Consider the following 26,053-nt stretch of genomic DNA (forward strand, 5'->3'; position numbering starts at 1 on the left):
GATGCTCTCGAGGCGCTCCGGCGGCGAATCAGCGCAGCGGGTGCTCGACCGACAGTCTGCCGCGGCGGACGAGATCGCGTTTGCTGATCGGCGGCAGCGCGGCGTCGTCGTCGGGGGCAGCGGGGTTGGGCCGCACCAGCAAGGTGACGGTCGCGGCGGGCACGAATCCGCTGCTGGTCATCAGTGCGGCCGAGGCGCTGTTGCGGTCCTCGACATCGGTGACGATATGGTGGGCGCCGCGGGCGAACAGCGCCTCCGAGCACACGTTCACCAGCCGCCGCGCGATCCCGTGGCCCTGCATATCGGGGGCGACCGCGATCCATTCCAGATACGCCCAGTCGTCGCGATGCTCGAATTCCATCGACCCGAGGACGAACCCGACCACCCGGTCGGAATCCAGGGCCACCCAGCAGGCGTTGTCGGGGCTGTCGAGGTGCTCGGCGACGGCCGTGAGCGACCACGACGTATACGGCTTGATGGTGGTGTCGAAGACCTGATGGCCGAGGTCGAGGACTTGACGCAGATGTCCCAATCCCATCGGCACGACAGCGATGGCGGTGTCCATAGCCGCCAGTGTGCCCTACGCGCCCTTGCGGGTCGCGGTCTTGGACGCGGTGGATTTGCTCGCGGCGGCTTTGCGTGGCGCGGCTTTCTTGGCGGCCTTTTTCGCGGGCTTCTTCTCCGGGGCGGCTTCCCGCCGCCCGCTGGTCTCGAGACTGCGTTGCAACGCGGCGACCAGATCCACGACTTCGGCATCCGCCTGTTCGGTGGGCGCTGTCTCGGCGGCGGGCTCCACTTTGCCGGTGCCGCTGGCGATCGCCTCGTCGAGCAGCTTCTGCAATTCGATCTGGTATTCGTCGGTGTATTCGGACGGGTCGAAATCGCCCGACATCGATTCGACGAGGGTTTCGGCCATCTTCAGTTCTTGCGGGCGCGGGGCGGGCGCGTCGTCGAGCGACGGGAATTCGACGGCACGTACCTCGTCGGGCCACAGCAGTGTCTGCAGGACCAGGACACCGTCGCGCACGCGCAATGCGGCCAGTCGGGTCTTCTGGCGCAGCGTGAAATGGACCAGCGCGGTCTTGTCGATGCGTTCCAGGGTCGCCGCCAGCAACTGATAGGCCTTCGGCGTCGCGGAATCCGGTTCGAGGTAATAGCTCTTGTCGAACAGCACCGGGTCGATCTGATCGGAGGGCACGAATTCCAGCACGGGAATCTCGTGTTTCTCCGCCGCGGGCAGTTTCGAGAAATCGGCGTCGGTCAGCACCACCTGCTCGCCGTCCGGCGAGGTATAGGCCTTATCGATATCGGAGTACTGCACGGATTTGCCACACACCTGGCAGACCCGGTCATATTTGATCCGGCCCCCGTCCTTGGCGTGGACCTGGTGGAACCGAATGTCATGGTCCTCGGTCGCGGTATAGACCTTGACCGGGACATTGACCAGCCCGAAAGCGATCGAGCCCTTCCAGATCGATCTCATGCACCCATCATGGTCGAAATGTCGAGCCGGGGCGAGCAAGCGATCTCGAATAGGTGCCCGCCCGTGATCCGGCGGTGCTTGAAATCGTTGTGTCTGTTCCAATGGCCGGGTGAGCGTTGAGGTGATCGTGTGTGGGCTCGGGCCTGCGGGGCGGGCCGTTGCCCATCGTGCGCTGGCGGCGGGGCGCAACGTCACTGTGATCGATCCGCGCCCGGATCGGGTATGGACGCCGACCTATGCGGCGTGGGCCGATGAATTGCCCGGGTGGCTCGATTCCGGCGTGGTCTCGGCGGCGGTCGACGGGCCGACGGCGTGGGCGGTGCGCGAGCATCGGATCGATCGCCCCTATCAGGTGTTCGATACCGCGGCGCTGCAGTCGTCGTTGACGCTCCACGGCGCGACCGTGATCGCGGACCGCGCCGTGGAGGTGAACACGCGCTCGGTGCGGACGGCGGGTGGGCTGACCCGGACCGGGCAGGTGGTCGATGCGCGGGGGTTGGCCCGGTCGCCGCGTCGTGCCGAGCAGACCGCCTATGGGGTGGTCGTGGACCGTACGGGACTCGAGCCGACACTGTTCATGGACTGGCGACCGGACAACGGCGCCGATCCCGACGACCCACCGTCGTTTCTGTACGCGATACCGCTGAGCGCCGACACCGTGCTGTTCGAGGAGACCTGCCTCGCCGGGCGACCCGCGCTCGCGCCGGAGGTCCTGCGGCGCCGACTCGAACATCGGTTACGCGCGCGGGGGATCGCGCTCACCGGAGCCGAACCCGTTGAACGGGTGCGGTTTCCGGTACAGGGCGGCACACCGGGGCGCGGTCGGTTCGGTGCCGCCGGTGGGCTGACCCACCCCGCGACCGGATACAGCGTCGCGGCCGCGCTCGCCGCCGCCGACACCGTTGTCGCGGGTGGCGCGGTGTGGACACCGAGCGCGCGGGCGGTGGCCGCCCTGCGTCGCGCGGGATTGCGGGCGCTGCTGGCTCTCCCGCCGCGCGAGGTCCCGGTCTTCTTCGAGACGTTCTTCGGTTTGCCCGCGCCCCTGCAACTTTCCTATCTGTCCGGCCTCGATGACCTCGGCGGCACTCTCGCCGCGATGCGCGCGCTGTTCGCCGAACTTCCGCCGAATCTGCGCCGCACTGTCGTGACCTCGGTCGTCGGCGCGGCTCGCCGGTAGCCGAAGCCGAGACTCCTCGTCGACCGGACGAACAAGGGTGTGCCAGAGGCCCGGCGGTGCCGCCACGAAGTTGCTACGATCGCCACGCGAACGCGCCGACCCGCCAACAGGATCGGGCCGACGAGGCGGGACGGCCGGAACTACACCGTGCCCCCGCACGTCGATATGCGCCTCGCGCGATGGTGTGACGAGTTAGGGGACAATCCGGTGTTCGAATTCACCAGGCGGCGCAGTCGCTGGGTGCTCGGCGTTTTCGCGGTGCTCGCAGTGGTGCTCGGCGCACTGGGCGCGACGCTGTTCGAGCGGGTGGAGGGCGGCGGATACACCGACTCCGGGAGCGAATCCAGCCGTGCGCTCGAGGTGTTGGGCACCGAGTTCGGACAGGCGCCGCCGAACCTGCTGCTGCTGGTGGAAACCGAGTCATCGGTCGAGGACCCCGAATCCACCGCGGCGGCAACGGCATTGGTCGCCAATCTGCAGGAACGGGCCGGCGTCACCGAGGTGATGTCGTACTGGACCTCCCACCAGCCCGCGCTGCGCAGTGTCGACGGCAAGCAGGGCCTGATCGTCGCCAGTGTGCTCGGCAGCGAACGCGAGATCGACCAACGCGTCACCGCCATCTCCGAAGAGCTGACGGGCCGACAAGGATCGTTGCAGGTCAGGGCGGGCGGATTCGCCATGCTCATGCACGAGACGGTGCAGCAGAGCAAGACCGATATCGCCAAGGGCGAGGCCATCGCGTTCCCGCTCACCCTGATCGCGCTGCTGTTCGTCTTCGGTGGCCTGGTCGCGGCGAGCCTGCCGCTGCTCGTCGCGATCGGCACCGTGCTCACCACCATGGGCGCGCTGTGGTTGCTCACCCTGTTCACACCGCTGTCCGTCACCGCGACCAACGTGGCGACGCTGCTGGGCCTCGGCCTGGCCATCGACTACAGCCTGCTGATCGTCAACCGCTACCGCGACGAACTGGCCGAGGGCCGCACCCCGGCGGGCGCGGTGGCCACCACCCTGCGCACCGCGGGCCGCACCGTCGCGTTCTCCGCGCTCACCGTCGCGGTGGCGCTGGCCGGCCTGCTGTTCTTCCCGCTGCTGGCGATCCGGTCGATGGGTTACGCGGGCATCGTCGTCGCGGCACTGGCCGCGCTGGTGTCGCTCACCGCGCTGCCCGCCGCGCTGTTGCTGATCGGTACGCGCATCGACAAGGGGCAGCTCGGCTGGTGGTTCCTGCGCGCGCCGCGTCCCGAACCGGGTGAGGGCGCCTGGCACAAGCTGGCCACGGCCGTGATGCGCAAGCCGATCTCGATCGGACTCGCCGTCACCGCGCTGCTGCTTCTGCTCGGCGCGCCGTTCCTCGGCGTGAAACTCGGTTTCCCGGACGAACGAACGCTGCCGGAATCGATGAACTCCCGTCAGGTCACCGAGATCGTGGCGCGCGACTTCGGCGAGAGCGACCAGCACACCCTCGTCGCGGTGCTGCCCGAAAGCGCTTACAGCGCGGCCGGACTCGACACCATCGCCCGTGACATGTCCGACCTGGACAACGTTCGCCGCGTCGACACCGCCACCGGCAGCTACGCCCAGGGCGGGTTGCTCCTCGAACCCACCGCGGCCAACGCGCGCTTCCGGGTCGAGAAGGCCGTCTACCTGTCGATCGTGCCGACCACCGGTGACAGCGACGCCCTGGCGAACCTGGTCGAGCAGGTGCGCGCGGTGCAGACACCGAGCGAGTTGCTGGTCGGTGGTGTGGCCGCGGCCAATGCCGACTCGGTCGCCGCGATCGAGAACGCGCTGCCGTGGGCGCTCGGTTTCGTGGTGATCATGATGCTGCTCGTGCTGTTCGCGCTCACCGGCAGCGTGGTGCTGCCGGTGCTGGCGGTGATCCTCAGCGCGCTGAGTTTGACCGCGACCTTCGGTGCGCTGGTGTGGATCTTCCAGGACGGGCACCTGTCCGGGGTGCTCGGTTTCACCGTCACCGGAGACCTGTCGGCCACCGTCCCGGTGATGCTGTTCGCGGCCGCCTTCGGGCTCGCGATGGACTACCAGGTGTTCCTGCTGTCGCGGATCCGGGAGGAATACGACCGGACCGGCAAGAACGAGACCGCGGTCGCGCTCGGCCTGGAACGGGTGGGGCGCATCGTCACCGCCGCGGCGATTCTCATCTCGCTGGTGTTCCTCGGCTTCCTCGCCTCCGACATCACCTTCATGAAGGCCTTCGGCATCGGCCTGCCGCTGGCCGTGATCGTCGACGCCACCCTCGTGCGCGGGTTCCTGCTGCCCGCCACGATGAAGGTGCTCGGCGACGCGAACTGGTACGCACCGGAATTCCTGCGTCGCCTGCACGACCGGTGGGGCCTGGACGAGGGCGGCTCGGCCCGGTCGACACGTGAAGTGGTGGTGCGTGATCCGCTCGCCGCCAGGCCGGAGGAGATCGTCGTCGTGGATCCGCTCGCCCGGGCGGAGGCGGCGCGGGCGGAGGCGGCCCGAGCTGAGGCCGAGCGTGCCGACCCGGCGCGGGCCGAGGACGGTGCGCGGGAGAACTCGCGAGCGTAGGAGAGCATGTCGGCCTCGACGGGAGGCCGCGAGACCTCGAACCGACAAGACATCGCAGGGCGGGCAACGCCGAACCGCTGCCCGTCCCTGCGAGTTTCAGATGCCGGGTTTCAGATGCCGCCGGTGGACAGGAACCCGCCGTCCACCCGCACGCAATCGCCGGTGATCCAGGCCGCCTCGTCGGACACCAGGAATGCGATCAGCCGGGCCACATCCTCGGGCACGCCGAGTCGCTTCATCGGGTACACGCTCGCGGCGCGCTCCTCGTCGTCGGAGTACAGCGCATCGGCGAACTTGGTCTTGACCACACCCGGCGCCACCGCGTTGACGCGGATCTTCGGGCCCAGCTGCCAGGCCAGCTCCTCGGTGAGCCGGATCAGCGCCGCCTTCGACGCGCCGTAGGCCGAGATCACCCCGGACGACCGGATGCCCGCGACGCTGGCCACGTTCACCACCGCACCACCGTGCTCGGCCATCCACGCGCGGTAGGCCTGCTGTACATAGCCCAGCGACGCCACCACGTTCACATCGAAGATCTTGCTGACGCCACCCAGATCGGCGTCCATCAGCGGACCGTAGACGGGGTTGATGCCGGTGTTGTTGATCAGGATGTCGAGCGAGCCGTACTCGGTGACCGCCCTTGCCACGGCCTCGGCGCGCGCGTCGGCATCGCCGGCGTTGCCGGCGACAAAGCTCACCTGGCCCTTGTGGCCCAGCGCGCGCAGCTCGGTGGCCGCGGCCTCCAGTGGTTCGGGTTTACGGGCGGTGATCAGCACGTTCGCGCCCCGGCGCATCAGTTCGGCCGCGGTCGCGAGCCCGATGCCGCGACTGGCTCCGGTGACGAGAGCGGTCCGGCCAAGTAGATCGGTAGTCATGGCAAGAGAGTAACCACGCTCACATCGGGCAGCGCCGGGTTCGGCTTCCGGAAGCGTCGACGGTAAAATAAGTGGTTCTTGCCGATATGCCTTTCCCGTTTGTCTTACTCTGAGGAGAACTCTGTGATCACGGCGACCGACCTGGAGGTCCGGGCCGGAGTCCGCACCCTGCTCTCGGCCCCTGGGCCGGCGCTGCGGGTGCAGTCCGGCGACCGGATCGGACTGGTCGGTCGCAACGGTGCGGGCAAGACCACCACCCTGCGCATCCTCGCGGGCGAAGGTGAGCCGTACGCCGGAAAGATCACGCGCTCCACCGACATCGGCTATCTGCCGCAGGACCCGAAGGAAGGCGATCTCGATGTGATCGCCAAAGACCGGGTGCTCTCGGCGCGCGGGCTCGACGTGCTGCTGCGCGACATGGAGAAGGCCCAGGTCGAGATGGCCGAGGTGGCCGACGATGCCGCTCGCGACAAGGCGATTCGCCGGTACGGGCGCCTCGAGGACCAGTTCTCCTCGCTCGGCGGCTACGTCGCCGAGAGCGAGGCGGCGCGCATCTGCAACAGCCTCGGCCTGCCCGACCGCGTCCTCGATCAGCAGCTACGCACCCTCTCCGGTGGTCAGCGCCGCCGCATCGAGCTGGCCCGCATCCTGTTCTCCGCCTCCGACGGCTCGGGCGGGCGCTCCGACCGCATCCTGCTGCTCGACGAACCGACCAACCACCTCGACGCCGACTCCATCACCTGGCTGCGCGGGTTCCTGCAGAACCACGACGGCGGCCTGATCGTGATCAGCCACGACGTGGAACTGCTCGGCGATGTGGTCAACAAGGTGTGGTTCCTCGACGCCGTGCGCGGTGAGCCCGACGTCTACAACATGGGCTGGAAGAAGTACCTCGACGCCCGTGCCACCGACGAGCAGCGCCGAGTCCGTGAGCGCGCCAACGCCGAGAAGAAGGCGGGCGCGCTGCGTCAGCAGGCCGCCAAGCTCGGCGCGAAGGCCACCAAAGCCGCTGCGGCACACCAGATGGTGCGTCGCGCCGAACGTTTGATCAACGAGCTCGACGACGTGCGCGTGAGCGACAAGGTCGCCCGCATCCGGTTCCCCGAGCCCGCGGCGTGCAGCAAGACGCCGCTGATGGTGAAGGACCTGACCAAGCTCTACGGTTCCCTGGAAATCTTCACCGGCGTGAACTTCGCCGTCGACAAGGGCAGCCGCGTGGTGGTGCTCGGGCTCAACGGCGCCGGTAAGACGACCATGCTGAAACTGCTCGCCGGCGTCGAGACGCCGACCGCGGGCGGCGTCGAGCAGGGCCGTGGGCTCAAGGTCGGCTACTTCGCCCAGGAGCACGACACCCTCGACGATCAGGCTTCGGTGTGGGAGAACATCCGCCACGCCTCCCCGGACGCGGGGGAGCAGGAGCTGCGCAGCCTGCTCGGTGCGTTCATGTTCACCGGTCCGCAGCTCGACCAGCCCGCGGGCACGCTGTCCGGCGGTGAGAAGACGCGTCTGGCCCTGGCCGGGCTGGTGTCCTCGGCGGCGAATGTGCTGCTGCTCGACGAGCCCACCAACAACCTCGACCCGGTCTCGCGCGAGCAGGTCCTCGAGGCGCTGCGCACCTACGCGGGCGCCGTGGTGCTGGTGACGCACGACCCGGGCGCGGCCGAGGCACTCAACCCGGAGCGGGTCATTCTGCTGCCCGACGGCACCGAGGACCACTGGTCCGCGGAGTACGCGGAGTTGATCGACCTCGCCTGAGCCGTGGTGAAACGCTGTGTCGTGGCGGAACTCGCCGGGTGCGCGTGAGTTTGATCACTGTTTTCGTTGATCACCGAGTGCGGAGTGTCTAGCCTGGAAGAAGTGCTCGGCGACTCGGAGGAAGCCATGAGCGACAGTGCCAGACAGGCCGCTAGGTCGGCCAAGGGTAAATCGACGATCGGCAAGGCAGCCCTGGGTAAGGGCACCCGGGTAACGGGCAAGTCCCGCGACCGGTTGCAGTCCCAGCTGAAGAAGCAGTACGAGGCGGGAGCGTCCATTCGCACCCTGGCCAGATCCACCGGCCGCTCGTACGGCTTCATCCACAATGTGCTGGTCGAGTCACATGTAGAACTGCGTGGGCGCGGCGGCGCCAATCGGCGCAAGAATCCGGCCGACTGACCGTGCGCCGCGCGACGGTGCCGCTACCAGCCTGCGACGGCTCCGTCGCCACGGACCAGCAGATTGGCCAGGCTGGCGAACAGTGGCAGCCCGGTCTTGATCTCGAGGTACGCGAACTGTCCCTGCGGGTTCACCTCGAGGAAGTAGTACTCGCCGTCGCGGCCGAGGCGCAGATCGACCACGCCGAAGCTGAGTCCGAGTGCGCCCATCAGGGTCGCGAGGGACTTGCTGACCGACGCCGGTAGCCGATCCGGTGCGAACCCGACCGAGGTGTCGAGCCGGGAGTCGATGCGTCCGACCCCCGCCTGGGAGTCGATGCGCACACTCCACTCGACGCCGTCGACCCAGACGACCCGCAGATCGCAGCTGGCCTCCACGTAGTCCTGGAACGTGGTCGGCGTCGAGCGGATCGACTCGAGCCTGTTCAGCTCGGGCCTGGTGATGATCCTGGTCTCGGAGAACTCGCCGCGGCCCGTGCCCGTGCGTTTGTACACCACTGGGCCGCACCGGGATTCGACGAAACTGCGCGCCTCGTCCGGGTCGTTGGTGATCAGTGTTTCCGGGATCGTGAATCCCGCCCGCTGCGCGGTTTCGAGCTGGACGATCTTGCGGGTCGCGGTGCGCTCGGCGGCCGGATCGTTGACCCAGTACGCCGGGATCGACCACAGCATGCCCTGCAGGAATCCGTCGCACTCGGCCTGGCGGAACTCGTCGTCGGCCGCGCGCACGCCGGTGGGGACCCGGCACGGGTGCGGCCTGCGCCACCACACCGCGCGTACGTCGTCGAGACCGTGGATATGTGACATCGCGCGGTTGGTGCCCGCTTTGTCGAGCCGGAAACTCCCTGTCTCCGTAGGGAAGTCGCGCAAGTCGAGCCGGATCGGGTCGAGCCCGTGATGTTCGCGCAGGGTCGACGCCAGCGCATCGGCGTGCAGGTCGTCGGTTTCGGAGACGATGAGCACGGCGTCGGTAGCGCCTTCCATGACTTGCGCGCCGTTCAGTCGAGGCTGTCGCAGTTGATGCCGTCGCGGAAGGTGAACGTCGCCCCGGTGACACCACCTCGTTCGGCGATGCGCAATTTCGTCGCCCAGCTGCGGGTGGCGCGGGCCAGCTGCTCGTCGCCGAGCGCCTCCGACGGTTCCGGTGCGAGGGTGATCGGCCGGTCGACCAGATCGACGCGCATCCGTCGGGTGAAATCGGCGGTGGCGCCGGGACGGATATCGACCCGTACCTGACGTTCACCCGCGCCCACGCGGTCTTCGGTGAGTCGTACGACGTCGTTGCGGTCGAAAGTCCAGGTTCCGCCGTCGACGCGCACCGAGATGTCGCGCTCGGACTCGGCCACCAGCAATCCGCGCAAGGCGGGTCCCCGATCTCGGGACGACGCGGTAGCGGGGAGGTGGATGGCGTCGGTCATGGGCACTCACTCCGATCTTTCTCGTCTGCTCGCGATTTGCCAGAACCCCAAAAGGTGCTTCGGATCATAACGTGAACAGGTGGTCCGCCGAGCGGGTTCGCGAGATTTGCGGAGTGCCGGGCAAACCGCCGAGCGGCGCGTGATCGCCTTGTCGGGAAAGAATTTCGGACAACTCGGATGTTGCAACTGCGTTCTCACGGGCAATCCGACAGCAAACGCAGATGGCAACGGCGCGGCAGGCGTCCCCCGGGTCTGTGCCCGATGGTGCCTGCCGCGCCGTGTGTGGTCTCTAGAGGCCGAGCAGTTCGGGATTCTCGGCGAGCTCGCGGAAGTGTTCGGCCGGGTTCGCGACGAGCCGGCGGGCCGTCAGATCCATCGCGCCCGCCACGACGGTGATCTCCGCGGCGACGGTCCCGTCGAGCTTGATGATCCGGTGGTGGAAGCGGAAGACCTTCTCGCCTTCCTTCCAGTCGAACACACAGGTCACGGTGACCTCGTCGCCACCGCGCAGCTCGCGCTTGTACTTGATGGTCGACTCGAGCACCACCGCGCCGACGCCGCTGGCGATGAACTTGTCCTGCGGGATGCCCGCCGCGCGCAGCAGCTCCCATCGAGCGTGCTCGCCGTACTGGTGATAGACGGCGTGATTGAGATGGCCCTGGGTGTCGAGCTCGTAGCCGCGGACGAGGACCGGTACGGAGAACGTCATACGGCGTATAACCGGTCGCTTGCGCGTGCCTGTTCCCGGTGCGCGTGCAATCTCGGACACATTCCGAGCGGTCTGGTATGGCTGCCGTGGCCTTACGCCCATCGCGATCGCCGCCGCGCCGGCCGGAAATTTCCCGACGCGCGCGGGCTCTACCAGGTTGTTCGGTCGGATTCGCGCTTGCCATTGACGGCGCCCGCGCGCTGGGTCATGATTGAGCCAGCGGGCATTCGCGTGCTCAAAATGGTTGTGAGACAACGAAGTTCCGGCCAGATTGGGCTTTCTACGGCGCTTACGCCGGTGACCCCCGCTTCTCTGCCCCCTCGCAGCGCACTCTCGATGACCCCCATCAGCCCGGCCTTCAGGTCAGGGCTTTTTTGCTGCCCCGAACAGGGCGCGGTGGGCATCGCCAGGCTACGACCGGCGCCGAGAAACATCTCCCGATCTCGACCGTATGACAGGACTGCAATGAGTTCACCCAAACTAGGGCGCGATGTCATCTTCGACTACATTCGCGATGCCGGCATCGAGTACATCTTCGGTGTTCCCGGCACCCAGGAAATCCCGCTGATCGACGCCACCACCATTCCGGAGAACGGTGTCGAGTACATCCCGACCCTGCACGAGAACATCGCGATGGGCGCCGCGATGGGTTATGCCCGAGCGTCGGGCAGGCCCGGCGTCGCACTGGTCCACATCACCCCTGGCGCCGCCAATATCGTGGGAAACCTTTTCGACGCGTACACCTCGAATATTCCGGTACTCGTCCTGTGCGGCCAGCAGCACAGCGATCTGCTGATCCAGGAGCCGCTGCTGGGATCGGATCTGGTCCGAACCGCGGGCCAGTACACGAAATGGGCGCACGAGATCCGCAGCGCGGACGAGATTCCGCTCGTCATGCAGCGTGCGTTCAAAGAACTGTTCACGCCGCCGTTCCGGCCCGTGTTCCTCTCGGTGCCGTGGGATTTCCTGATCGAGCAGCCGACCTTGCAGGAACCGGCTCGCTCCACCCGGATCGCGCACGCGGTGACCGGCGACGAGGCCGGGATCGCGGCGGCCGTCGAGACCCTCGCCAACGCGAACAACCCGGTGCTGCTGGTCGGTGACGGCGTCGGAGAGGCCGGCGCGTGGCCGGAGATCGAAGGTCTCGCGAACCTGCTCGGCGCGGCCGTGTACTCGGAGTTCCAGGCGAGCCGGATGAACTATCCGAACGACCTGCCGCACTGGCAGGGTGAACTGGCGCCCATCCAAGACGGCATCCACATGCAGTTGCGTGGCTACGACACCATCTTCCTGATCGGGGTGAACTCGCACGCCCAGATCTCGATCTTCCGTTGGGACAAGGGCCCGATCCTGCCCGCGGACCTGGTTCAGGTGGCGCTGCACAATGATTCGTGGCAGATCGGCAAGAACTACTTCACCGAGGTCGGCGTCCTCGGTGACATCAAGAAGACGCTGCCACCGATCATTTCCGGTATCGCCGCGAGCCCGGACTTCGACCTCGTGTCGGCGCAAGCACGCAATGCGAATATTCTCCGGCTCGGTGCGCAACGCGACGCCGCGTTCTCGGCCGACGCCGAACAATTCCAGCTGCTCGATTCGGCGGCGGTAGCCGAACTCGAGACCGTCGATTCGGTGGTGTCGGAAGAATCCGAGGCCGTTGTCGTCGATGTTCCCGTGCCGATTCCCGGTCAGCAGGTGGCGTTCGCGTTGGCGGAAGTTCAGAAGACCCTCGATCGGCCGATCACCGTGCTCAACGAAGCGTTCTCGATCGCCAGCAGCTTGCAGAAGGTGGTTCAGTACGATTCGCCGGACGCCTACTTCTGCACCTCGGGTGGTTCGCTGGGATTCTCGTTGCCCGCGTCGATCGGATTCTCTCTCGCCGTGCGGGAGGAGCGCTACATCGTCAATGTCATCGGTGACGGTTCGGCGCTGTTCCACACCAATTCCTGGTGGACCAGCAGCAAATTCGATCTGCCGGTGCTGTATATCGTCGTCAATGACGCGCAGTATTCGTCGCTGGTGATCGGGCTCGGGCTGATCGAACGGGTCTACGGCTGGCGGCCGACCAACCCGGCGACCTACCTGAGCCTGGGCGAACCCGAACAGGATTTCGTGGACATCGCCAAGACGTTCGGTATCGACGGAAAGGTGGTCGACGACGGGCGCAAACTACAGCGCGCGATCGAACGCGGATTCCGGGCGGTCGCGGACGGCAAGCCCTATGTCCTCGATATTCGCACCGCTCCCGCCCTGCCTCCGGCGCTGCCGCCCGCGGTGGATGTCCTGCTGGCGGAAAGGTCGAGTGCTGACGCGGAATACGTAGAGAAGCTGCGCGACATCGGCCCTCCGTGATCCCCCGGGGTTAGCTGATCGTGCTGCCGGGTGGACGGCGACCGTGACATTTGCCATCGGTCGCCGTCCACATCGGTATCTACCTGCCCTCGGAGCGGGCTGCGATTCTCAGTCGAGAGACCGACGCCTACGAGAATGGAACGCTATGCACAAGCTTGTCCGGCTCCGAAATGTCATGACAGTGCTGGCCGCGACCGCGGTGTTCGCGACCGCCGCGTGCGGCAGCGATACCGAATCGGCCGACGCGCCGGCGCCCACCACGACCGCCGCCGCCGTGGCGAAGCCGACCATCGTGCTGGTGCACGGCTCGTTCTCGGACAGTTCCAGCTGGGACACGGTCGCGGGCAAACTGCGGGCGCAGGGCTACCAGGTGGTCCAGCCGGAGAATCCGCTGCGTGGACCGAGTTCGGATGCGGCCGCGGTGACTTCGGCGATCGCGAACGTCACCGGGCCGGTCGTGCTGGTCGGGCATTCCTACGGCGGTGCCGTGATCAGCAATATGCACCGTCCGGACGTCAAGTCCGCGGTGTTCATCGCGGGTTTCGCTCCGGCGAAAGGTGAACCGGTGCAAGCGCTCTCGGATCCCGCGAAGTACCCGGGCAGCAAGATCGGTCCGGCGTTGCAGATCAAGCCCACCGATACCGGGGCCGAGGTCACGCTGAAACCCGAACAGTTCGGTGAGGTCTTCGCTCAGGACGTCAGCGCCGATGTCGCGGCGCAGCTCGCCGCGCGTCAGCGGCCTACCTCCGCGGCCGCGCAGGCCGAGCCGAGCGGGGATCCGTCCTGGGCGTCGACGCCGTCCTGGTACCTGATCTCGACCGAGGATCAGATCCTGCCGCCCGCGGCGCAGCGATTCCAGGCCGATCGCGCGAAAGCTCAGGTCAGTGAAGTGAAGTCGTCGCACGCGTCGCCGGTGTCACACCCCGACGAAGTGGTCGCGACCATCACCGCGGCCGCGCGCTGAACCATCGAATCGCCGAAACCCGACGGCACTGTGCCGTCGGGTTTCCGGCGTCCCGGCCAGGTGTGTCGCGACCGGTCGAGCTCACAGCCAGCCGGCGTTGCGGGCGATGCGGATCGCGTCGATGCGGTTGCGCCCACCGATCTTGGTGATCGCGTTGGACAAGTAGTTGCGCACCGTCGCGGGTGACAGGAACAGCGTTGTGGCGATCTCGTCGGTGCTGATCCCGGTCTCGGCCGCCCGGATCACATCGGCTTCACGGGTGGTGAGTGGACTGGTACCGGTCTCGAGGGCCGCGGCGACCAGGTCGGTGTCGATCACCCGCTCACCGGCGACGACCTTGCGGATACTGTCGGCCAGCGTCTGCGCCGGTGCGTCCTTGACGACGAAACCGCGCACCTGCGCGTGCAGGGCGCGCAGCAGGTAGCCCGGCTGACTCAGTCCGGTCAGGATCAGCACCTGGGTTTCGGGCACCTGTTCGTGAATGAGTTTGGCGGCGCTGAGTCCGTCCAGGCCCGGCATGTCGATGTCGAGCAACGCGACATCCGGGCGCGTGCGCAGGATCTCGTCGATGACGTGGTCGCCGCGGTCCAGTTCGGACACCACGTCCATGTCTTCCTCGCGGGAGAGCAGTGCCACCAGCGCGCCCCGGATCATGTGCATGTCCTCGGCGACGAGCACGCGAATCATAGTGTCCCCCCTGGGATTTCGACGCGCAAGTGAAACAGTCCGTCCTTGCTGTGCCGCGCCGACACGGTACCCGACAACGCCGCCGTCCGCTCCGCCAGTCCGGACAGGCCGTTCCCGGAGCCCGGCTTGCGGTGCGCCCCGTCGTTGACGATCTCCAAGAACAGTGTGCCGTCCCGCCGACCGGCTTCGATCCAGCACGTGCGGGCGGCGCTGTGGCGCAGCACGTTGGTGATGCCTTCGCGGGTGGCCCATGCGAACGCGTCGTCGACCTCGGGCGCCAAGGCCGGAAGGTCGATGTGGTGGTGGGTGTCGATCCCGGCGGCCGACAGCAGGGCGGTGGCTCCGGCGGCTTCCGCGCGCAGGGAGATGGTGTGCTCGCCGAGGGTGACCCGGCGCATCGCCTGCAACGTCTCGCGGGCGAGTGCGGCGATGCCATGGATTTCCGATCGGGCCGCGCTCGGGTCGCTGGGCAGCAACGCCGCGGCCAGATCGCCTTTGAGTGAGACGGCCGACAGGCTCTGCCCGAGGAGGTCGTGCAGGTCGCGCGAGACCCGAAGGCGTTCTCGACCTGCCGCCTGCTCGGCGAGATCGGTGCGGGTGCGTTCGAGCTGGGCCACGGCGCGGACCAGCAGGGCCACGCCGACGAGGCACCCGGCGATGGCGGTGAACACGACCACCACTTCGATGGCATCCGCCACCGGATGTCGCGACGCGATGCCGGCGGCGGCGAACAGCGTGCCGACCGCGGTGACGGCGATCGGGGCCGCGCAGAGCAGTACGCGCAGCAGGCCGCGGAAGAGCAGTGCGGCCGAGGCGACGAAGAACACCTGGCTGATGCCCCACGCCGCCGGTGACCAGATCATCGGTAGGTACACGAGTCCACTCAGCAGCGCGAAGGTCACGGGCCAGCCCCGCGGGCGAGGGGCGCCGACGCTACCGGGCTCGCGGTACGCGCCGACCGTGCCGAAGGCGTGGTACAGGTGGACGACGACCACGGCGGCCGCCAGAATCCACCACAGCGAGGCGGGGCCTGCCTGCTCGGTTCCGGCGAAGGTCGCCCGCGAGGGTGCCAGTGCCGCGGTGGCGCAGGTGGTGCCGACGAGGAGGTATCGCGCGGTCTGCGCGGTCGCCAGCCAGGGTCCGAGGAGCGGGCGCGACACCGCGCTCATCCGAGTTCCCCTGCCGTGGTGGCGGTTCGCGCCTCGACGGCGCACTCGAGCTGCCAGCGACCCCTCACCTGACGGACAGTGATCCGCACCGGTTCGGTCGGTCCGTCGCGCAGGAGCCGCGCCAGGAGGTGGCGCAGGTCGGCGCGCAGTGGTTCCTCGGCCTGTGCCGGTGGTCCTTCGGCGGGCAGGTCGATGCGGGCGACGACGCCCGCTGCGGCGAGAAGCGTGGTAGTGGAGGCGATCTCACGGCGAAAGTCCGTCTGCTGGAAACTGCGGATCAGTTGCCGGGCCTGGGCGAGGCCGCTGCGCGAGGTGGCGACGAGCTCGCCGAGTTCGACGCGTGCCGACACCGGGTCGCTCCGCGCGGCGAAATTCTCCGCGCGATCGGCGGACTCGGTGATCGCCACCAGTGCGGTATGGACGGTTCGGGTGACCGTGCGGTCGATCCGCAATCGTTCGCGGGCGACGGCCTGTTCGGCGAGCGCCGTACCGGCACTGCGTAATCGACGCAGCGCGACGACCATCCAGACCAGCGTGTAGACCGCGACCACCCGCATCGCGGTCGTGACCAACAACCAGATCGCCTCCTGCTCGGTCGCGCCGAGCAGTGCCGCCGACGGCGCGACGGCGGCGATCAGCACTGCGGCGATCGGCAGGGCGAGCGCGGGTCGCAGCGTGAGCACGACGACCACCGCGACGATGTGCACGGTGTTCAGCCACGCGACACCGAGGATCGGCGCCGCCCCGACCACCAGGGCGGCCAGTAGCGCCGACGTGATGTGCGCTGCCGGCGGGACGGCGTCGCGGATAGCGAAGGCGATGTGGCGGATATAGACCGACAGGCACACGGCGAGCAGTGCGGCGGTCACGGCGAGGTGGGGTCGATGCTCGGCGCCCGTGGTGACGGTCGCGATCAGCGTCAGGGTGCCGAGCGCGAGCGCGGCCACGACGGTGCCCGCCGCGGCGATGTCCACGGCGTCGCGGGGAATCCGCGCCGACAGACCACGCAGCACGCCGAGGGCGGCACCGGTCCGATCGGGCCGGGTCGCGTTCGACGAGGGCGCACGTTCCAGTATGACCGCTACCACCCCATGACTGTTCCGCGAGCCGGGACCGCCCGCCAGAACCCAATGTAGACGTTCACCGATGACATTCGTCATCGACGAATGTCCACATCTATCTCTAGCCGCGGTTCGAGACCGTGCGGGATGGTGGGAATCGGCCATGCATCGGGGCGGCGGTCACCTGATAACGAGTTCATCCCCCAAGAAATTGGGTCATGGTGAAATCCGTTGGGCGACAGTAGGTTTGGGATATACATCGGGTCGTGGGGGCATGGATGCCCCGACTGGAACCTTGCGGGGGCAGGTTCGGGCGATCGCCGCCACACCACGCGCACATCACTGTCGATGCGTGCTTCAAGCACTGTTCTTCTCGCTCGACTGCAACTGCGGTAGGCCGTCATTCGCGGCTTTGCGGTGTCTATCGCACAAGATTGGACCTCGATCATGACAACCATCGAGCATCTGTTCGCGCGACGCGTGCACGGCGCCGATCGCGACACCGAATCCGCCACGACATCGACGAAACCGCGCCTGCTCGGGGTGGCGTCGGCGAATCCCCCCACGCGGTACAGCCAGCACGAGCTGGTCGATCTGCTGGACATCGATGACCCGAAGATCCGCGGTGTCTTCCTCAACGGCGGGATCGAGCACCGCTATCTCACCCTGCCGCCGGTCGACGACGCCGGACAGTTCCGGTCCGAGTCGCAAGGCGATCTGCTGCGCAAGCATCGTCGGTACGGCGTGGAAACCGGCGCGGCGGCGATCCGGCGGTGCCTGGCCGAGATCGGCAGACAACCACAGGACGTGGATTACCTGGTAGCGGTGACGACAACCGGGTTTCTCACGCCGGGTTTCAGCGCCCTGCTGCTCAACGAGCTCGGTCTCGCGCCGAGCACCGGGCGCCTCGACGTCGTCGGGATGGGGTGCAACGCAGGGCTCAACGGACTGACCGCGGTGGCCTCCTGGTCGGCCGCCAACCCGGGCAGGCTGGCGGTCCTCGCCTGTTCCGAAGCGTGTTCGGCGGCTTACGTTTTCGACGGAACGATGCGAACCGCCGTGGTCAACAGCCTGTTCGGCGACGGCGCCGCCGCCCTCGCGATCAGCACCGGCGAAGCGCACGACGGCACCGACACGGACACGGAATCCTTCGCACCACAACTGATCGGGCGCGCCAGCTACATGATCACGCGGGCGGTGGACGCGATGCGCTACGACTGGGACGACGATGCCGGCAAGTTCAGCTTCTACCTCGACAAAGAGGTTCCCTACGAGGTCGGCGCCCACGTCGAGCGGGTCGTCGACGAACTACTCGGCGACGCCGGGCTCCGGCGCAAGGACATCGCCCAGTGGATCGTGCACTCCGGCGGCAAGAAGGTGATCGACGCGGTGAAGATCAACCTGGGTCTGACCACACACGACCTGCGCCACACCGTGAGCGTCATGCGCGATTTCGGGAATCTGTCCAGCGGATCGTTTCTGTTCTCCTACGAGCGGCTGCTGGCCGAGGGCCGCGTGGCGCGCGGCGACTACTGCGTCCTGATGACGATGGGTCCGGGATCGCAGATCGAGACCGCGCTGGTGCGGTTTTGAGCGGCCAAGGCCGAAAACCATTCTGTGGAAAGGCAATTCGTGACTGAGATGATCACCACCGAAGTGGCGGCCGATGGTGCGCTCGCACCGGAACTGACCGCGAGTGTGCTCGCGGCAGCGGTGCGGGCCGAGGACACGTCGGCGGCCGGGGGAGAGTGCGCGGTGGTACTGCGTATCGGCGGTGCGGCACCGGGTTCGCGATTCGCCTGGCCCGGCCCGGTCAGCGTCGGGGACGTGAACAAATGGGAGGGCGCGCTGCGCCGCCTCGAGCAGGTCCCCGCGCCGGTCATCGCCCTCGTGGACGGCGACGCGTACGGCCCCGCCGCGGAGCTCCTGCTCGTCGCCGACTATCGGATCATGGCGGCGGGCACGGTCTTCGAGCTCGCGGCGAGCGACGGCGGGGTGTGGCCCGCGATGGCGGTCTACCGCCTGGCCGGTCAGGCCGGTGGTGGTCGGGCCAGGGAATTGGCGGTCCTCGGCACGGCGCTGTCGGCCGAGCGGACCAGAGACTGCGGCCTGGTGGACGCCGTGATCGAACCCGGCGCCGAAGCAGACTCGATCGCCGCGGGCGCCGCGCTCTTCGGCGCGGTCTCGGGAATCGAGATCGCGATCCGGCGCAGGTTGCTGCTCGACGCGCCGAGCACCCGGTTCGAAGACGCGCTCGGCGCGCATCTGGCCGCATCGGACCGCGCGTTGCGACGTGAACGGACGGCATCGTGACCATCGTCATCACCCCGCGCACGATCGTGGGTCAGCTCGACTACGACATGGCCGAACTACGTTCTGCCGCCGACGAACACGCTGCGCTGCTGGAGTCGCTCGGCCCTGTGCCCGACCGGGACGAGACCGCGGTCGCCGCGGCTGTCGCCGCGCACCACATGCTGCGCCGCCTGCGTCGGCAGTTCCTGCGCCGTCACCTCGCGGTGGTCTACGGGACGGCCACCGATGACCTGCGGCGAAGTCTTCGGCTGAGCGCGCTCGCCGCGGCCGTGACGGTGCTGTATCCCGGCCTGCTCCCGACCACCGAGCAGGTGCACGCCGATGCCGCGGTGGCGCAGCCGGCGAAAGAGGGCTGGGAGATCGATCAGGGCATCTTCTTCCAGGCCGTGTTCGCGGACCCGGTCCTCGGCAATCACCTTCTCGACGCGATGCGCGCGCCCACCGATACCGCCCTCGATCTGCTCGCCGACTTCCGCGCCACCGGCGCGATCACACTGTCCGCTGCGCGCCTCGAGCGCAGCGGCAGCACCTCCACGATCACGATCACCAACACCGACTGCCTCAACGCCGAGGACAACCAGCATGTCGCCGACATGGAAACCGCGGTCGACCTGGTACTGCTCGATCCCGAGACGCGGGTGGGCGTGGTCCGCGGCGGTGTCATGGACCATCCGCGCTATCGCGGCCGCCGAGTCTTCAGCGCGGGCATCAATCTCGCCCACCTGCACCAGGGCAAGATCTCCTTCCTCGACTTCCTGCTCGGCCGCGAGACCGGCTACATCGCGAAGATCCTGCGCGGACACACCGAGGACGCGGCGAGCTGGCCCGCCGTCCCGGTCACCAAACCCTGGGTCGCGGCCGTCGATTCGTTCGCGATCGGGGGCGGGGCGCAGCTGCTCATGGTCTTCGATCGGGTCATCGCGGCGACCGACAGCTACGTCAGCCTGCCCGCCGCGCAGGAGGGCATCATTCCCGGCGTCGCGAATCTGCGCCTGGGACGATCGGCGAACTTCCGGCTCTCGCGTGAGGTGATCCTGTGGGGCCGCAAGATCTGGGCGACCGAACCGGACGCGCGGTCGCTGATCGACACCGTCGCCGAACCGGCCGATATGGACCTCGAAATCGACAGGGCCGCAGCCAGACTCGCCTCGCCCGCCGTGGTCGCCAACAAGCACATGCTGGTCGTCGCCGAGGAACCACAGGATGTGTTCCGCCGCTATCTGGCGGAATTCGCGCTGCACCAGGCGTTGCGCCTGTACTCCCCGGACGTCATGGCCAAGACCGAGCGGTTCGACCGCAAGGCGCCGCGATGAGCACCGTGGCGACATCGAGCACCGTCGAGTATCGCAAGCAAGGCCATCTCGCGACCGTGGAACTGAACCGGCCGCGGGTGCTCAACGCGATGAATCGCGCCATGCACGCCGAGCTCGCCGAGATCTGGGACGACATCGAAGCCGACGACGACATCTGGGCCGTCGTGCTGAGCGGGGCGGGGCGGCGGGCCTTCTCGGTCGGGCAGGACCTGACGGAACTGGCCGAGCGGATCGGCGACGGCGCCTGCACCCGATCGTCGTTCGGCAGCGCGGGAAAGCCGGGGTATCCGCGGCTGACCGAACGGTTCTCCTTCGCGAAACCGATCATCGCGAAGGTGTCCGGGTACGCGCTCGGCGGTGGCTTCGAGCTCGCGCTCGCCTGCGACATCGTGATCGCGTCGACCGACGCCCGATTCGGGCTCCCCGAGGCGAAACTCGGCTTGATCCCGGGCGCGGGCGGGGTCTTCCGGCTGCCCCGGCAGGTGCCCTACCGCATCGCGATGGGACATCTGCTGACCGGCCGCCCCATGTCGGCCACCCGGGCCTACGAGCTCGGCGTGGTCAACGAGGTGGTCGACGAGTCGGAACTGGACACCTGCGTCGACCGCTGGGCCGCCGACGTGCTCGCCTGCGCTCCCCTGTCGATTCGTGCGATCAAGGAATCCGCCGCGCTCTCGGCGAACCTGCCGCTGCCCGCCGCCTTCGAGGCCGACTACCCGTGGGAGCGCGTCCGCGCCGACTCGGCCGACGCTACCGAGGGCCCACTGGCCTTCGCCGAGAAACGTCTACCGCACTGGACCGGACGGTAGGACCAGACCGACTCGATTGTTTGAGGATCTTCATGCGAACACCCGATACCTACATAGCCGCACTCGGCTCGTTCCTCCCCTCGACCGTCACCACCGAACAGGCTGTCGCACAGGGCTTGTACTCCGCCGAGACCGCGGAGATCCACGAGCTCGGCGGCGCGGCGGTGGCCGGTCCGATCCCCGCCCCGGAGATGGCGTTGCGCGCCGCGGAAGTCGCGGTGAAACGGTCCGGTCTGGCCGCCGACGAATTCGATCTCCTGCTGTACGCCAGCACCTGGCTGCAAGGCCCGGAGGGCTGGCTGCCGCACCCCTACCTGCAACGTCATCTCGTCGGGCCGATCCCGGCATTGGAGATCCGGCAGGGCTGCAACGGCATGTTCTCCGGCCTGTCGATGGCATTCGAATACCTGCGTGCCGATCCCGACCGGCGCACCGCGCTGTTGGTCGCGGCCGACAATTTCGGTACCCCGCTGATGGACCGGTGGCAGATGTCGGCGCTGTTCGTCGCCGGTGACGCCGCGTCCGCGGTGGTGCTCAGCAAGACCGACGGCTTCGCCCAGCTGATGTCGGTGTGCCACACCTCGATTCCCGAAGCCGAGGAGATCCACCGGGCCAGTGAACCGATGTTCCCGCCCGGTGTCTCGCTCGGCAAGTCGCCCGACTTCTTCGCCCGGCTGCAGGAGATCACCGCCAAGGTGGCCGCTGCCCCCGACTCGCCGTTGGGCGCGGCACTGGCGCGGGTGCGTGAGCAGATCCCGGTAGTGGTCGGCCAGGCGCTCGCCGACGCGGGCATCGAGCTCGGCGACATCGCCCGCGTCGCCTTCCTGAACTGTTCGCGCGAGGCCACCGAGCAGCGGTGCATGGTGCCGCTCGGCTTGCCCATGGAGATGTCGACCTGGGAATTCGGGCGCGATATCGGCCACTGCTCGGCCAGCGATCAGATCCTGTCGTTCGAGCATCTGATCACCACGGGTCAACTCGGGCCCGGTCAATACATGCTGCTGTTCGGCTCGGCGCCCGGCGTGCTGCTGTCGGCCGCGGTCATCAAGGTTCTGCGTGATCCGGGGTGGACCGCGTGAGCGTCCATCCCGATCTCACGTCCGTCGCATCCAGGAACGAGAACGCTATGTCCCACCCTGTCTCCGACAACGCCTCCCACACCCCGGTCGATCCGGTGGCGGTGATCGGCATCGGCTGTCGCTTCCCCGGCGGCGTCGGTTCACCCGCCGACTTCTGGCAACTGCTCTCCGCCGGGCGCGACACCTACGGCGAGATACCGCCGCAGCGCTGGTCCCGATATCGGCACCGCACACCACAATTCGCGACCGCCATCGAGAACACCGTGACCCGGGGCAGCTTCCTCGACGAGATCGAGCGCTTCGACGCGGAATTCTTCGGCATCTCCCCGCGCGAGGCCTCGCTGATGGACCCGCAGCAGCGGTTGCTGCTCGAGGTCACCTGGGATGCGCTGGAGCAGGCCGGGATCGCGCCACGAGAACTCGCGGGCAGCGAGACCGGTGTGTTCGTCGGCGTCTGCACGGGCGACTACGGCGCGCTGATGCTGGAGGACCTGGCCAGCATCGAGGCGTGGACCGGCATCGGCGCGGCGACCTGTGCGGTCGCCAACCGGTTGTCGCACTCGTTCGATCTGCGTGGACCGAGCATCGCGGTGGACACAGCGTGCTCGGCCTCGCTGGTGGCGCTGCACCTGGCCTCCCAGAGCCTGCGCAACGGTGAGTGCGACCTGGCGATCGTGGGCGGGGTGAACCTGATCGTCACCCCCGGCCAGACGATCACCCTCGACGCGGCGGGCGCGCTCGCCCCCGACGGCCGCAGCAAGGCCTTCGACGCCTCGGCCGACGGCTACGGCCGTGGCGAGGGCTGCGGCGTCGTGGTGCTGCGCCGCTTGGACACGGCGCAGCGCGCGGGCGAGGAGGTGCTCGCCCTCATCCGCGGCAGTTCGGTGAATCAGGACGGCCGGACCAACGGGATCATGGCGCCGTCGGGTGAAGCGCAGGCCCACGTCATGGCGCGGGCCTGCCGGCACGCCGGAATCGACCCGGCCACTGTCGATTTCGTCGAGGCGCACGGCACCGGCACCAGATTGGGCGACCCGATGGAGGCCGAGGCGCTCGCCTCGGTCTACGGATCGGTGCGTCCGGTCGGCGACCCCTGCCTGATCGGGTCGGTGAAATCGAACATCGGCCACCTCGAGGGGGCCGCGGGCGTGGCCAGTGTGATCAAGACGGTGCTGGCGTTGCGGCACGCCGAGATCCCGCGCACGCCGCTGTCGACCGAGCTCAATCCGGAGATCCCGTGGGAAACTTCGGGGATTCGGCTCGCCACCGAGCACACCGCGTGGTCCGAGGGCAGCAGTCCGCGGCGAGCGGGCGTGTCGGGCTTCGGCTACGGCGGCACCGTCGCGCACCTGGTGCTGGAGGAAGCGCCCGCCGTGCCCGTGCCACCGGTCGCGCCGGCGCGGACCGAGCTCGACGGGCTCCGGCTGTTTCCGCTCTCGGCGGCCTCCGATACCGCCCTGCGCGCGTACGCGGATCGGCTCGCGGAGTGGGTCACCGACCGGGCGGGCGCGGTGTCGCTCGACGCGGTCGGCCGCACCCTGTCCCATCACCGGTCGCGACTGAACCACAACGCGGCCGTGGTGGCCCGCGACGAGCACGAGTTGATCGCACGACTGCGGGAACTGGCCGCCGCACGCCCTGACCCCGGCGTCGTGACGGGAACCGTGGCCGCCGAATTCGGTAAGGGCCTGGTGTGGGTCTTCTCCGGACACGGTTCACAGTGGCGCGGAATGGGACGCGAGCTGCTCGCCGTGCCCGAGTTCGCGGCCGTGGTCGACGAGGTGGAGCCGATCTTCCTGGCCGAGATCGGCTTCTCGCCGCGACAGGTACTGATCGATGACGAGATCGACGGCGTCGACCGGATCCAGACCATGATCTTCGTGATGCAGACGGGTCTGGCCGCGATGTGGCGGGCCTACGGGGTGACCCCGGACGCCATCATCGGCCACTCCGTCGGTGAGATCGCCGCCGCCGTAGCCAGCGGGGCGCTGCCGCTCGCCGACGGCGCCCGGCTGATCTGCCGGCGCTCGATCCTGCTGCGCCGGGTCGCGGGCAACGGAGCGATGGCGATGGTGACGATGCCGCTCCAGGATGCCGACGAAAAGCTCGGCGGCAGAACAGATCTGGTCGCCGCGATCGCGTCATCGACAGTGTCGAGTGTGCTGTCCGGTGACCCGAGCGCGATCGAGGAGGTGCTGGCACAGTGGCCCGACGACGGGATCGGGGTGCGCCGCGTCGCCTCCGATGTGGCGTTCCACAGTCCGCACATGGACCCGCTGCTCGCCGAGCTCGCGGCGGCGGGCGCCGACCTGGATTATCGCCCGCATTCGGTGCGGATGTATTCGACCGCGCTACTCGACGCTCGTTCCGAACCGGCGACCGACGCCGAGTACTGGGTGGCGAACCTGCGTAACCCCGTGCGATTGGCGGGCGCGATCGAGGCCGCGCTGGCCGACGGATTCCGCGACTTCCTCGAGATCTCGCCGCACCCGGTCGTCGCCCACTCGATTCGGGAAACGCTCGGCGAGAGCGGAATCGACGACGCGTTCGTCGGCACGACCTTGCGTCGCGACGTGCCCGAGCAGCAGGCCTTCCTGGCCGCCCTCGGCACCGTGCACTGCCGGGGACTGCTCGTCGACCTGGACCGTTTGCAGCCGCCCGCGGCGCAGGCGGATCTGCCCGGATACGCGTGGCAGGGACGTCAGCTGTGGCACGCGCCCTCGGTGGCGGGTCGAGTACCCGGCCAGGGGCACGCCGCGGCCTCGCACACGCTGCTCGGCACCTCGAGCACCGTCGCGGGCAGCGATCTGCGGATCTGGAACACGGTGCTGGTGGACGAGAACCGCCCCTATCCGGGCAGCCATGCGCTCAACGGCGCCGAGATCGTGCCCGCCGCCGTGCTGGTCGAGACCTTCCGGCAGGCCGGTGCGCTCGGTGACGCCGCGATCGAGCTCGCCGGGGTGGCGATGCGGCATCCCCTGCTGACCGACGGTGAGCGTGAGGTGCAGGTCGTGCACGATCCGGATCGTGGGCTGCTGCGGATCGCGTCGCGGACACCGGGCGAGGACCCCGAGCGGGAAGCCGCCTGGCTGATCCACGCCGAGGCATCGTCGGTGCCGGTCGAAGCCGGGGTGCCGCTGCCCACGGCCCTGGACAACCCGGCGGCGCGCCGGATGTTCCCGGTCGAACCGGGTGTGGTCCACCAGCGCCTTGCCGCGGTCGGGGTGCCCGAAACCGGGTTCGATTGGCGTGTCGAGGAATTGCTCTTCGGCGCCGACGTGGTGCGCGCGCGAGTGCGCGTCGCGGCAGGCGGCAGCGCCACCTGGGCGCCGGTACTCGATGCGGTGATGTCGATCGCGCCCGCCGCGTTCGGCGGCGAACCGGTCCTGCGGATGGTGGTCCAGATCGATGACGTGCGCTGTGCCGGTGAGCCGGCCGACGAGGTGATCATCGAGGTGGCCTTGGATCCGAAGCGCACCGATGTCGTGGACGGGCTGGTCGCGTCGACGGACGGCACGGTGATCGCCCGGGTCACCGGGATGGAGTATCCGGTCATCGACCGTCCGGCCGAGGACGATTCAGCGGCCGGTTCGGCCCTGTCCGGTCCGGTGCTGTCGCTGGAGAACCTGACCGTCGACCAGGTGCGGGAGCTGATCGCGGCGGAGGTGTCGGGCACGATCGCCGCCGAGATGCGCTTGCCCGATCCGGCGGACCTGAATCCGCGGCGTCCGCTGCTGGAACAGGGACTCGATTCGGTGATGACGGTGACCATTCGCAAGAAGCTCGAGAAGCGGTTCGGCCACAAGCTGCAGGCCACGGTGTTCTGGCAGCAGCCGACCGTTGTCGCGATCGCCGATCATCTGACGGAGATGCTGACGGCGTAGAACAGCGTCCTGCCGTCGTACCGAGGCCTCGATCAGGTCCGGTACGGCGGCAAGGGG

21 protein-coding genes are annotated in these 26,053 nt (G+C 68.3%); 12 read left to right on the forward strand and 9 right to left on the reverse strand.

The window, feature by feature from the left end; all coding sequences use genetic code 11:
* Nucleotides 1-28: 28 nt before the first annotated feature.
* The gene (locus ACFVJ5_RS01690; RefSeq protein WP_379218011.1) at nt 29-565 is read right to left on the reverse strand and encodes a GNAT family N-acetyltransferase; all 537 of its coding nucleotides are present in this window, start codon (nt 563-565) and stop codon (nt 29-31) included.
* A 15-nt stretch (nt 566-580) separates the two neighbouring features.
* A complete protein-coding gene (locus ACFVJ5_RS01695; protein WP_379218012.1) occupies nt 581-1,483 on the reverse strand; it encodes a Ku protein in 903 nt (300 codons plus the stop codon).
* Nucleotides 1,484-1,592: 109 nt separating this feature from the next.
* Between ACFVJ5_RS01695 and ACFVJ5_RS01700 the strand changes: the two genes are divergently transcribed.
* Both ACFVJ5_RS01700 and ACFVJ5_RS01705 read left to right on the forward strand, forming a co-directional pair.
* Nucleotides 1,593-2,660 (forward strand): lycopene cyclase family protein, encoded by a 1,068-nt coding sequence (locus ACFVJ5_RS01700; RefSeq protein WP_379218013.1) that lies wholly within the window; start codon nt 1,593-1,595, stop codon nt 2,658-2,660.
* A gap of 207 nt (nt 2,661-2,867) precedes the next feature.
* Nucleotides 2,868-5,210 (forward strand): MMPL family transporter, encoded by a 2,343-nt coding sequence (locus ACFVJ5_RS01705; RefSeq protein WP_379218014.1) that lies wholly within the window; start codon nt 2,868-2,870, stop codon nt 5,208-5,210.
* Between the two features lie 110 nt (nt 5,211-5,320).
* On the opposite strand, the gene ACFVJ5_RS01710 is transcribed toward ACFVJ5_RS01705, so the two are convergent.
* Nucleotides 5,321-6,085, reverse strand: a complete 765-nt coding sequence (locus ACFVJ5_RS01710) for an SDR family oxidoreductase (protein ID WP_379218015.1) — start codon at nt 6,083-6,085, stop codon at nt 5,321-5,323.
* A gap of 123 nt (nt 6,086-6,208) precedes the next feature.
* On the opposite strand from ACFVJ5_RS01710, the gene ACFVJ5_RS01715 reads away from it, so the two are divergent.
* Complete coding sequence (locus ACFVJ5_RS01715) at nt 6,209-7,840, forward strand: ABC-F family ATP-binding cassette domain-containing protein (RefSeq protein WP_266290317.1); 1,632 nt, start codon at nt 6,209-6,211, stop codon at nt 7,838-7,840.
* Nucleotides 7,841-7,966: 126 nt separating this feature from the next.
* Complete coding sequence (locus ACFVJ5_RS01720) at nt 7,967-8,239, forward strand: helix-turn-helix domain-containing protein (RefSeq protein WP_266290315.1); 273 nt, start codon at nt 7,967-7,969, stop codon at nt 8,237-8,239.
* Between the two features lie 23 nt (nt 8,240-8,262).
* Here the strand turns inward: ACFVJ5_RS01720 and ACFVJ5_RS01725 are convergent, their stop codons facing one another.
* The 3 genes from ACFVJ5_RS01725 to ACFVJ5_RS01735 all read right to left on the reverse strand — a co-directional run bounded on the left by ACFVJ5_RS01725 (nt 8,263) and on the right by ACFVJ5_RS01735 (nt 10,365).
* Complete coding sequence (locus tag ACFVJ5_RS01725; protein ID WP_379218016.1) at nt 8,263-9,222, reverse strand: MvdC/MvdD family ATP grasp protein; 960 nt, start codon at nt 9,220-9,222, stop codon at nt 8,263-8,265.
* A 14-nt stretch (nt 9,223-9,236) separates the two neighbouring features.
* On the reverse strand, nt 9,237-9,656 hold the full coding sequence (locus ACFVJ5_RS01730; RefSeq protein ID WP_378995314.1) for a hypothetical protein: 420 nt from the start codon (nt 9,654-9,656) through the stop codon (nt 9,237-9,239).
* Between the two features lie 289 nt (nt 9,657-9,945).
* Complete coding sequence (locus ACFVJ5_RS01735) at nt 9,946-10,365, reverse strand: acyl-CoA thioesterase (RefSeq protein WP_379218017.1); 420 nt, start codon at nt 10,363-10,365, stop codon at nt 9,946-9,948.
* A gap of 465 nt (nt 10,366-10,830) precedes the next feature.
* Between ACFVJ5_RS01735 and ACFVJ5_RS01740 the strand changes: the two genes are divergently transcribed.
* Both ACFVJ5_RS01740 and ACFVJ5_RS01745 read left to right on the forward strand, forming a co-directional pair.
* Nucleotides 10,831-12,717, forward strand: coding sequence for a thiamine pyrophosphate-binding protein (locus ACFVJ5_RS01740; protein ID WP_379218018.1), 1,887 nt, complete (start codon nt 10,831-10,833; stop codon nt 12,715-12,717).
* Nucleotides 12,718-12,862: 145 nt separating this feature from the next.
* Entirely contained in the window at nt 12,863-13,681 is an 819-nt protein-coding gene (locus tag ACFVJ5_RS01745) for an alpha/beta hydrolase (RefSeq protein ID WP_378656098.1), read from the forward strand.
* An 81-nt stretch (nt 13,682-13,762) separates the two neighbouring features.
* Here the strand turns inward: ACFVJ5_RS01745 and ACFVJ5_RS01750 are convergent, their stop codons facing one another.
* Genes ACFVJ5_RS01750 through ACFVJ5_RS01760 form a run of 3 tightly spaced genes read right to left on the reverse strand, consistent with a single transcriptional unit; the run spans nt 13,763 to nt 16,625 of the window.
* On the reverse strand, nt 13,763-14,368 hold the full coding sequence (locus ACFVJ5_RS01750; RefSeq protein WP_378656392.1) for a response regulator: 606 nt from the start codon (nt 14,366-14,368) through the stop codon (nt 13,763-13,765).
* Nucleotides 14,365-15,537, reverse strand: a complete 1,173-nt coding sequence (locus ACFVJ5_RS01755; RefSeq protein WP_379218019.1) for a sensor histidine kinase — start codon at nt 15,535-15,537, stop codon at nt 14,365-14,367. Before ACFVJ5_RS01755 ends, ACFVJ5_RS01750 begins: the two co-directional genes overlap by 4 nt.
* Nucleotides 15,534-16,625: a hypothetical protein gene (locus ACFVJ5_RS01760; protein WP_379218020.1), complete on the reverse strand. Its 1,092-nt coding sequence runs from the start codon at nt 16,623-16,625 to the stop codon at nt 15,534-15,536. The genes ACFVJ5_RS01755 and ACFVJ5_RS01760 overlap by 4 nt, the downstream gene beginning before the upstream one ends.
* Before the next feature lie 420 nt (nt 16,626-17,045).
* On the opposite strand from ACFVJ5_RS01760, the gene dpgA reads away from it, so the two are divergent.
* From dpgA to ACFVJ5_RS01790, 6 genes are read left to right on the forward strand one after another with little or no spacing between them, the layout of a single operon-like run.
* The gene (gene dpgA, locus ACFVJ5_RS01765) at nt 17,046-18,191 is read left to right on the forward strand and encodes a 3,5-dihydroxyphenylacetyl-CoA synthase DpgA (protein WP_379218021.1); all 1,146 of its coding nucleotides are present in this window, start codon (nt 17,046-17,048) and stop codon (nt 18,189-18,191) included.
* A 48-nt stretch (nt 18,192-18,239) separates the two neighbouring features.
* Nucleotides 18,240-18,911, forward strand: a complete 672-nt coding sequence (gene dpgB, locus ACFVJ5_RS01770; protein ID WP_379219745.1) for an enoyl-CoA-hydratase DpgB — start codon at nt 18,240-18,242, stop codon at nt 18,909-18,911.
* Nucleotides 18,908-20,224: a (3,5-dihydroxyphenyl)acetyl-CoA 1,2-dioxygenase DpgC gene (gene dpgC, locus ACFVJ5_RS01775; RefSeq protein ID WP_379218022.1), complete on the forward strand. Its 1,317-nt coding sequence runs from the start codon at nt 18,908-18,910 to the stop codon at nt 20,222-20,224. Before dpgB ends, dpgC begins: the two co-directional genes overlap by 4 nt.
* Complete coding sequence (dpgD, locus tag ACFVJ5_RS01780) at nt 20,221-21,033, forward strand: enoyl-CoA-hydratase DpgD (RefSeq protein WP_379218023.1); 813 nt, start codon at nt 20,221-20,223, stop codon at nt 21,031-21,033. Before dpgC ends, dpgD begins: the two co-directional genes overlap by 4 nt.
* A 32-nt stretch (nt 21,034-21,065) precedes the next feature.
* A complete protein-coding gene (locus ACFVJ5_RS01785) occupies nt 21,066-22,112 on the forward strand; it encodes a ketoacyl-ACP synthase III family protein (RefSeq protein ID WP_379218024.1) in 1,047 nt (348 codons plus the stop codon).
* Between the two features lie 47 nt (nt 22,113-22,159).
* Nucleotides 22,160-25,996, forward strand: coding sequence for a type I polyketide synthase (locus ACFVJ5_RS01790; RefSeq protein ID WP_379218025.1), 3,837 nt, complete (start codon nt 22,160-22,162; stop codon nt 25,994-25,996).
* Nucleotides 25,997-26,053: the final 57 nt, after the last annotated feature.

The organism is Nocardia sp. NPDC127606 (genome assembly GCF_042671725.1).
Classification (GTDB): Bacteria; Actinomycetota; Actinomycetes; order Mycobacteriales; family Mycobacteriaceae; genus Nocardia.

Bases quoted from the DNA above. Each gene is read 5' to 3' on its own strand.
- ACFVJ5_RS01690 (WP_379218011.1), bottom strand. From the start codon at position 565: ATGGACACCGCCATCGCTGTCGTGCCGATGGGATTGGGACATCTGCGT.
- ACFVJ5_RS01695 (WP_379218012.1), bottom strand. From the start codon at position 1,483: ATGAGATCGATCTGGAAGGGCTCGATCGCTTTCGGGCTGGTCAATGTC.
- ACFVJ5_RS01710 (WP_379218015.1), bottom strand. From the start codon at position 6,085: ATGACTACCGATCTACTTGGCCGGACCGCTCTCGTCACCGGAGCCAGT.
- ACFVJ5_RS01720 (WP_266290315.1), top strand. From the start codon at position 7,967: ATGAGCGACAGTGCCAGACAGGCCGCTAGGTCGGCCAAGGGTAAATCG.
- ACFVJ5_RS01725 (WP_379218016.1), bottom strand. From the start codon at position 9,222: ATGGAAGGCGCTACCGACGCCGTGCTCATCGTCTCCGAAACCGACGAC.
- ACFVJ5_RS01730 (WP_378995314.1), bottom strand. From the start codon at position 9,656: ATGACCGACGCCATCCACCTCCCCGCTACCGCGTCGTCCCGAGATCGG.
- ACFVJ5_RS01735 (WP_379218017.1), bottom strand. From the start codon at position 10,365: ATGACGTTCTCCGTACCGGTCCTCGTCCGCGGCTACGAGCTCGACACC.
- ACFVJ5_RS01740 (WP_379218018.1), top strand. From the start codon at position 10,831: ATGAGTTCACCCAAACTAGGGCGCGATGTCATCTTCGACTACATTCGC.
- ACFVJ5_RS01745 (WP_378656098.1), top strand. From the start codon at position 12,863: ATGCACAAGCTTGTCCGGCTCCGAAATGTCATGACAGTGCTGGCCGCG.
- ACFVJ5_RS01750 (WP_378656392.1), bottom strand. From the start codon at position 14,368: ATGATTCGCGTGCTCGTCGCCGAGGACATGCACATGATCCGGGGCGCG.
- ACFVJ5_RS01755 (WP_379218019.1), bottom strand. From the start codon at position 15,537: ATGAGCGCGGTGTCGCGCCCGCTCCTCGGACCCTGGCTGGCGACCGCG.
- dpgA (WP_379218021.1), top strand. From the start codon at position 17,046: ATGACAACCATCGAGCATCTGTTCGCGCGACGCGTGCACGGCGCCGAT.
- dpgB (WP_379219745.1), top strand. From the start codon at position 18,240: ATGATCACCACCGAAGTGGCGGCCGATGGTGCGCTCGCACCGGAACTG.
- dpgD (WP_379218023.1), top strand. From the start codon at position 20,221: ATGAGCACCGTGGCGACATCGAGCACCGTCGAGTATCGCAAGCAAGGC.
- ACFVJ5_RS01785 (WP_379218024.1), top strand. From the start codon at position 21,066: ATGCGAACACCCGATACCTACATAGCCGCACTCGGCTCGTTCCTCCCC.
- ACFVJ5_RS01790 (WP_379218025.1), top strand. From the start codon at position 22,160: ATGTCCCACCCTGTCTCCGACAACGCCTCCCACACCCCGGTCGATCCG.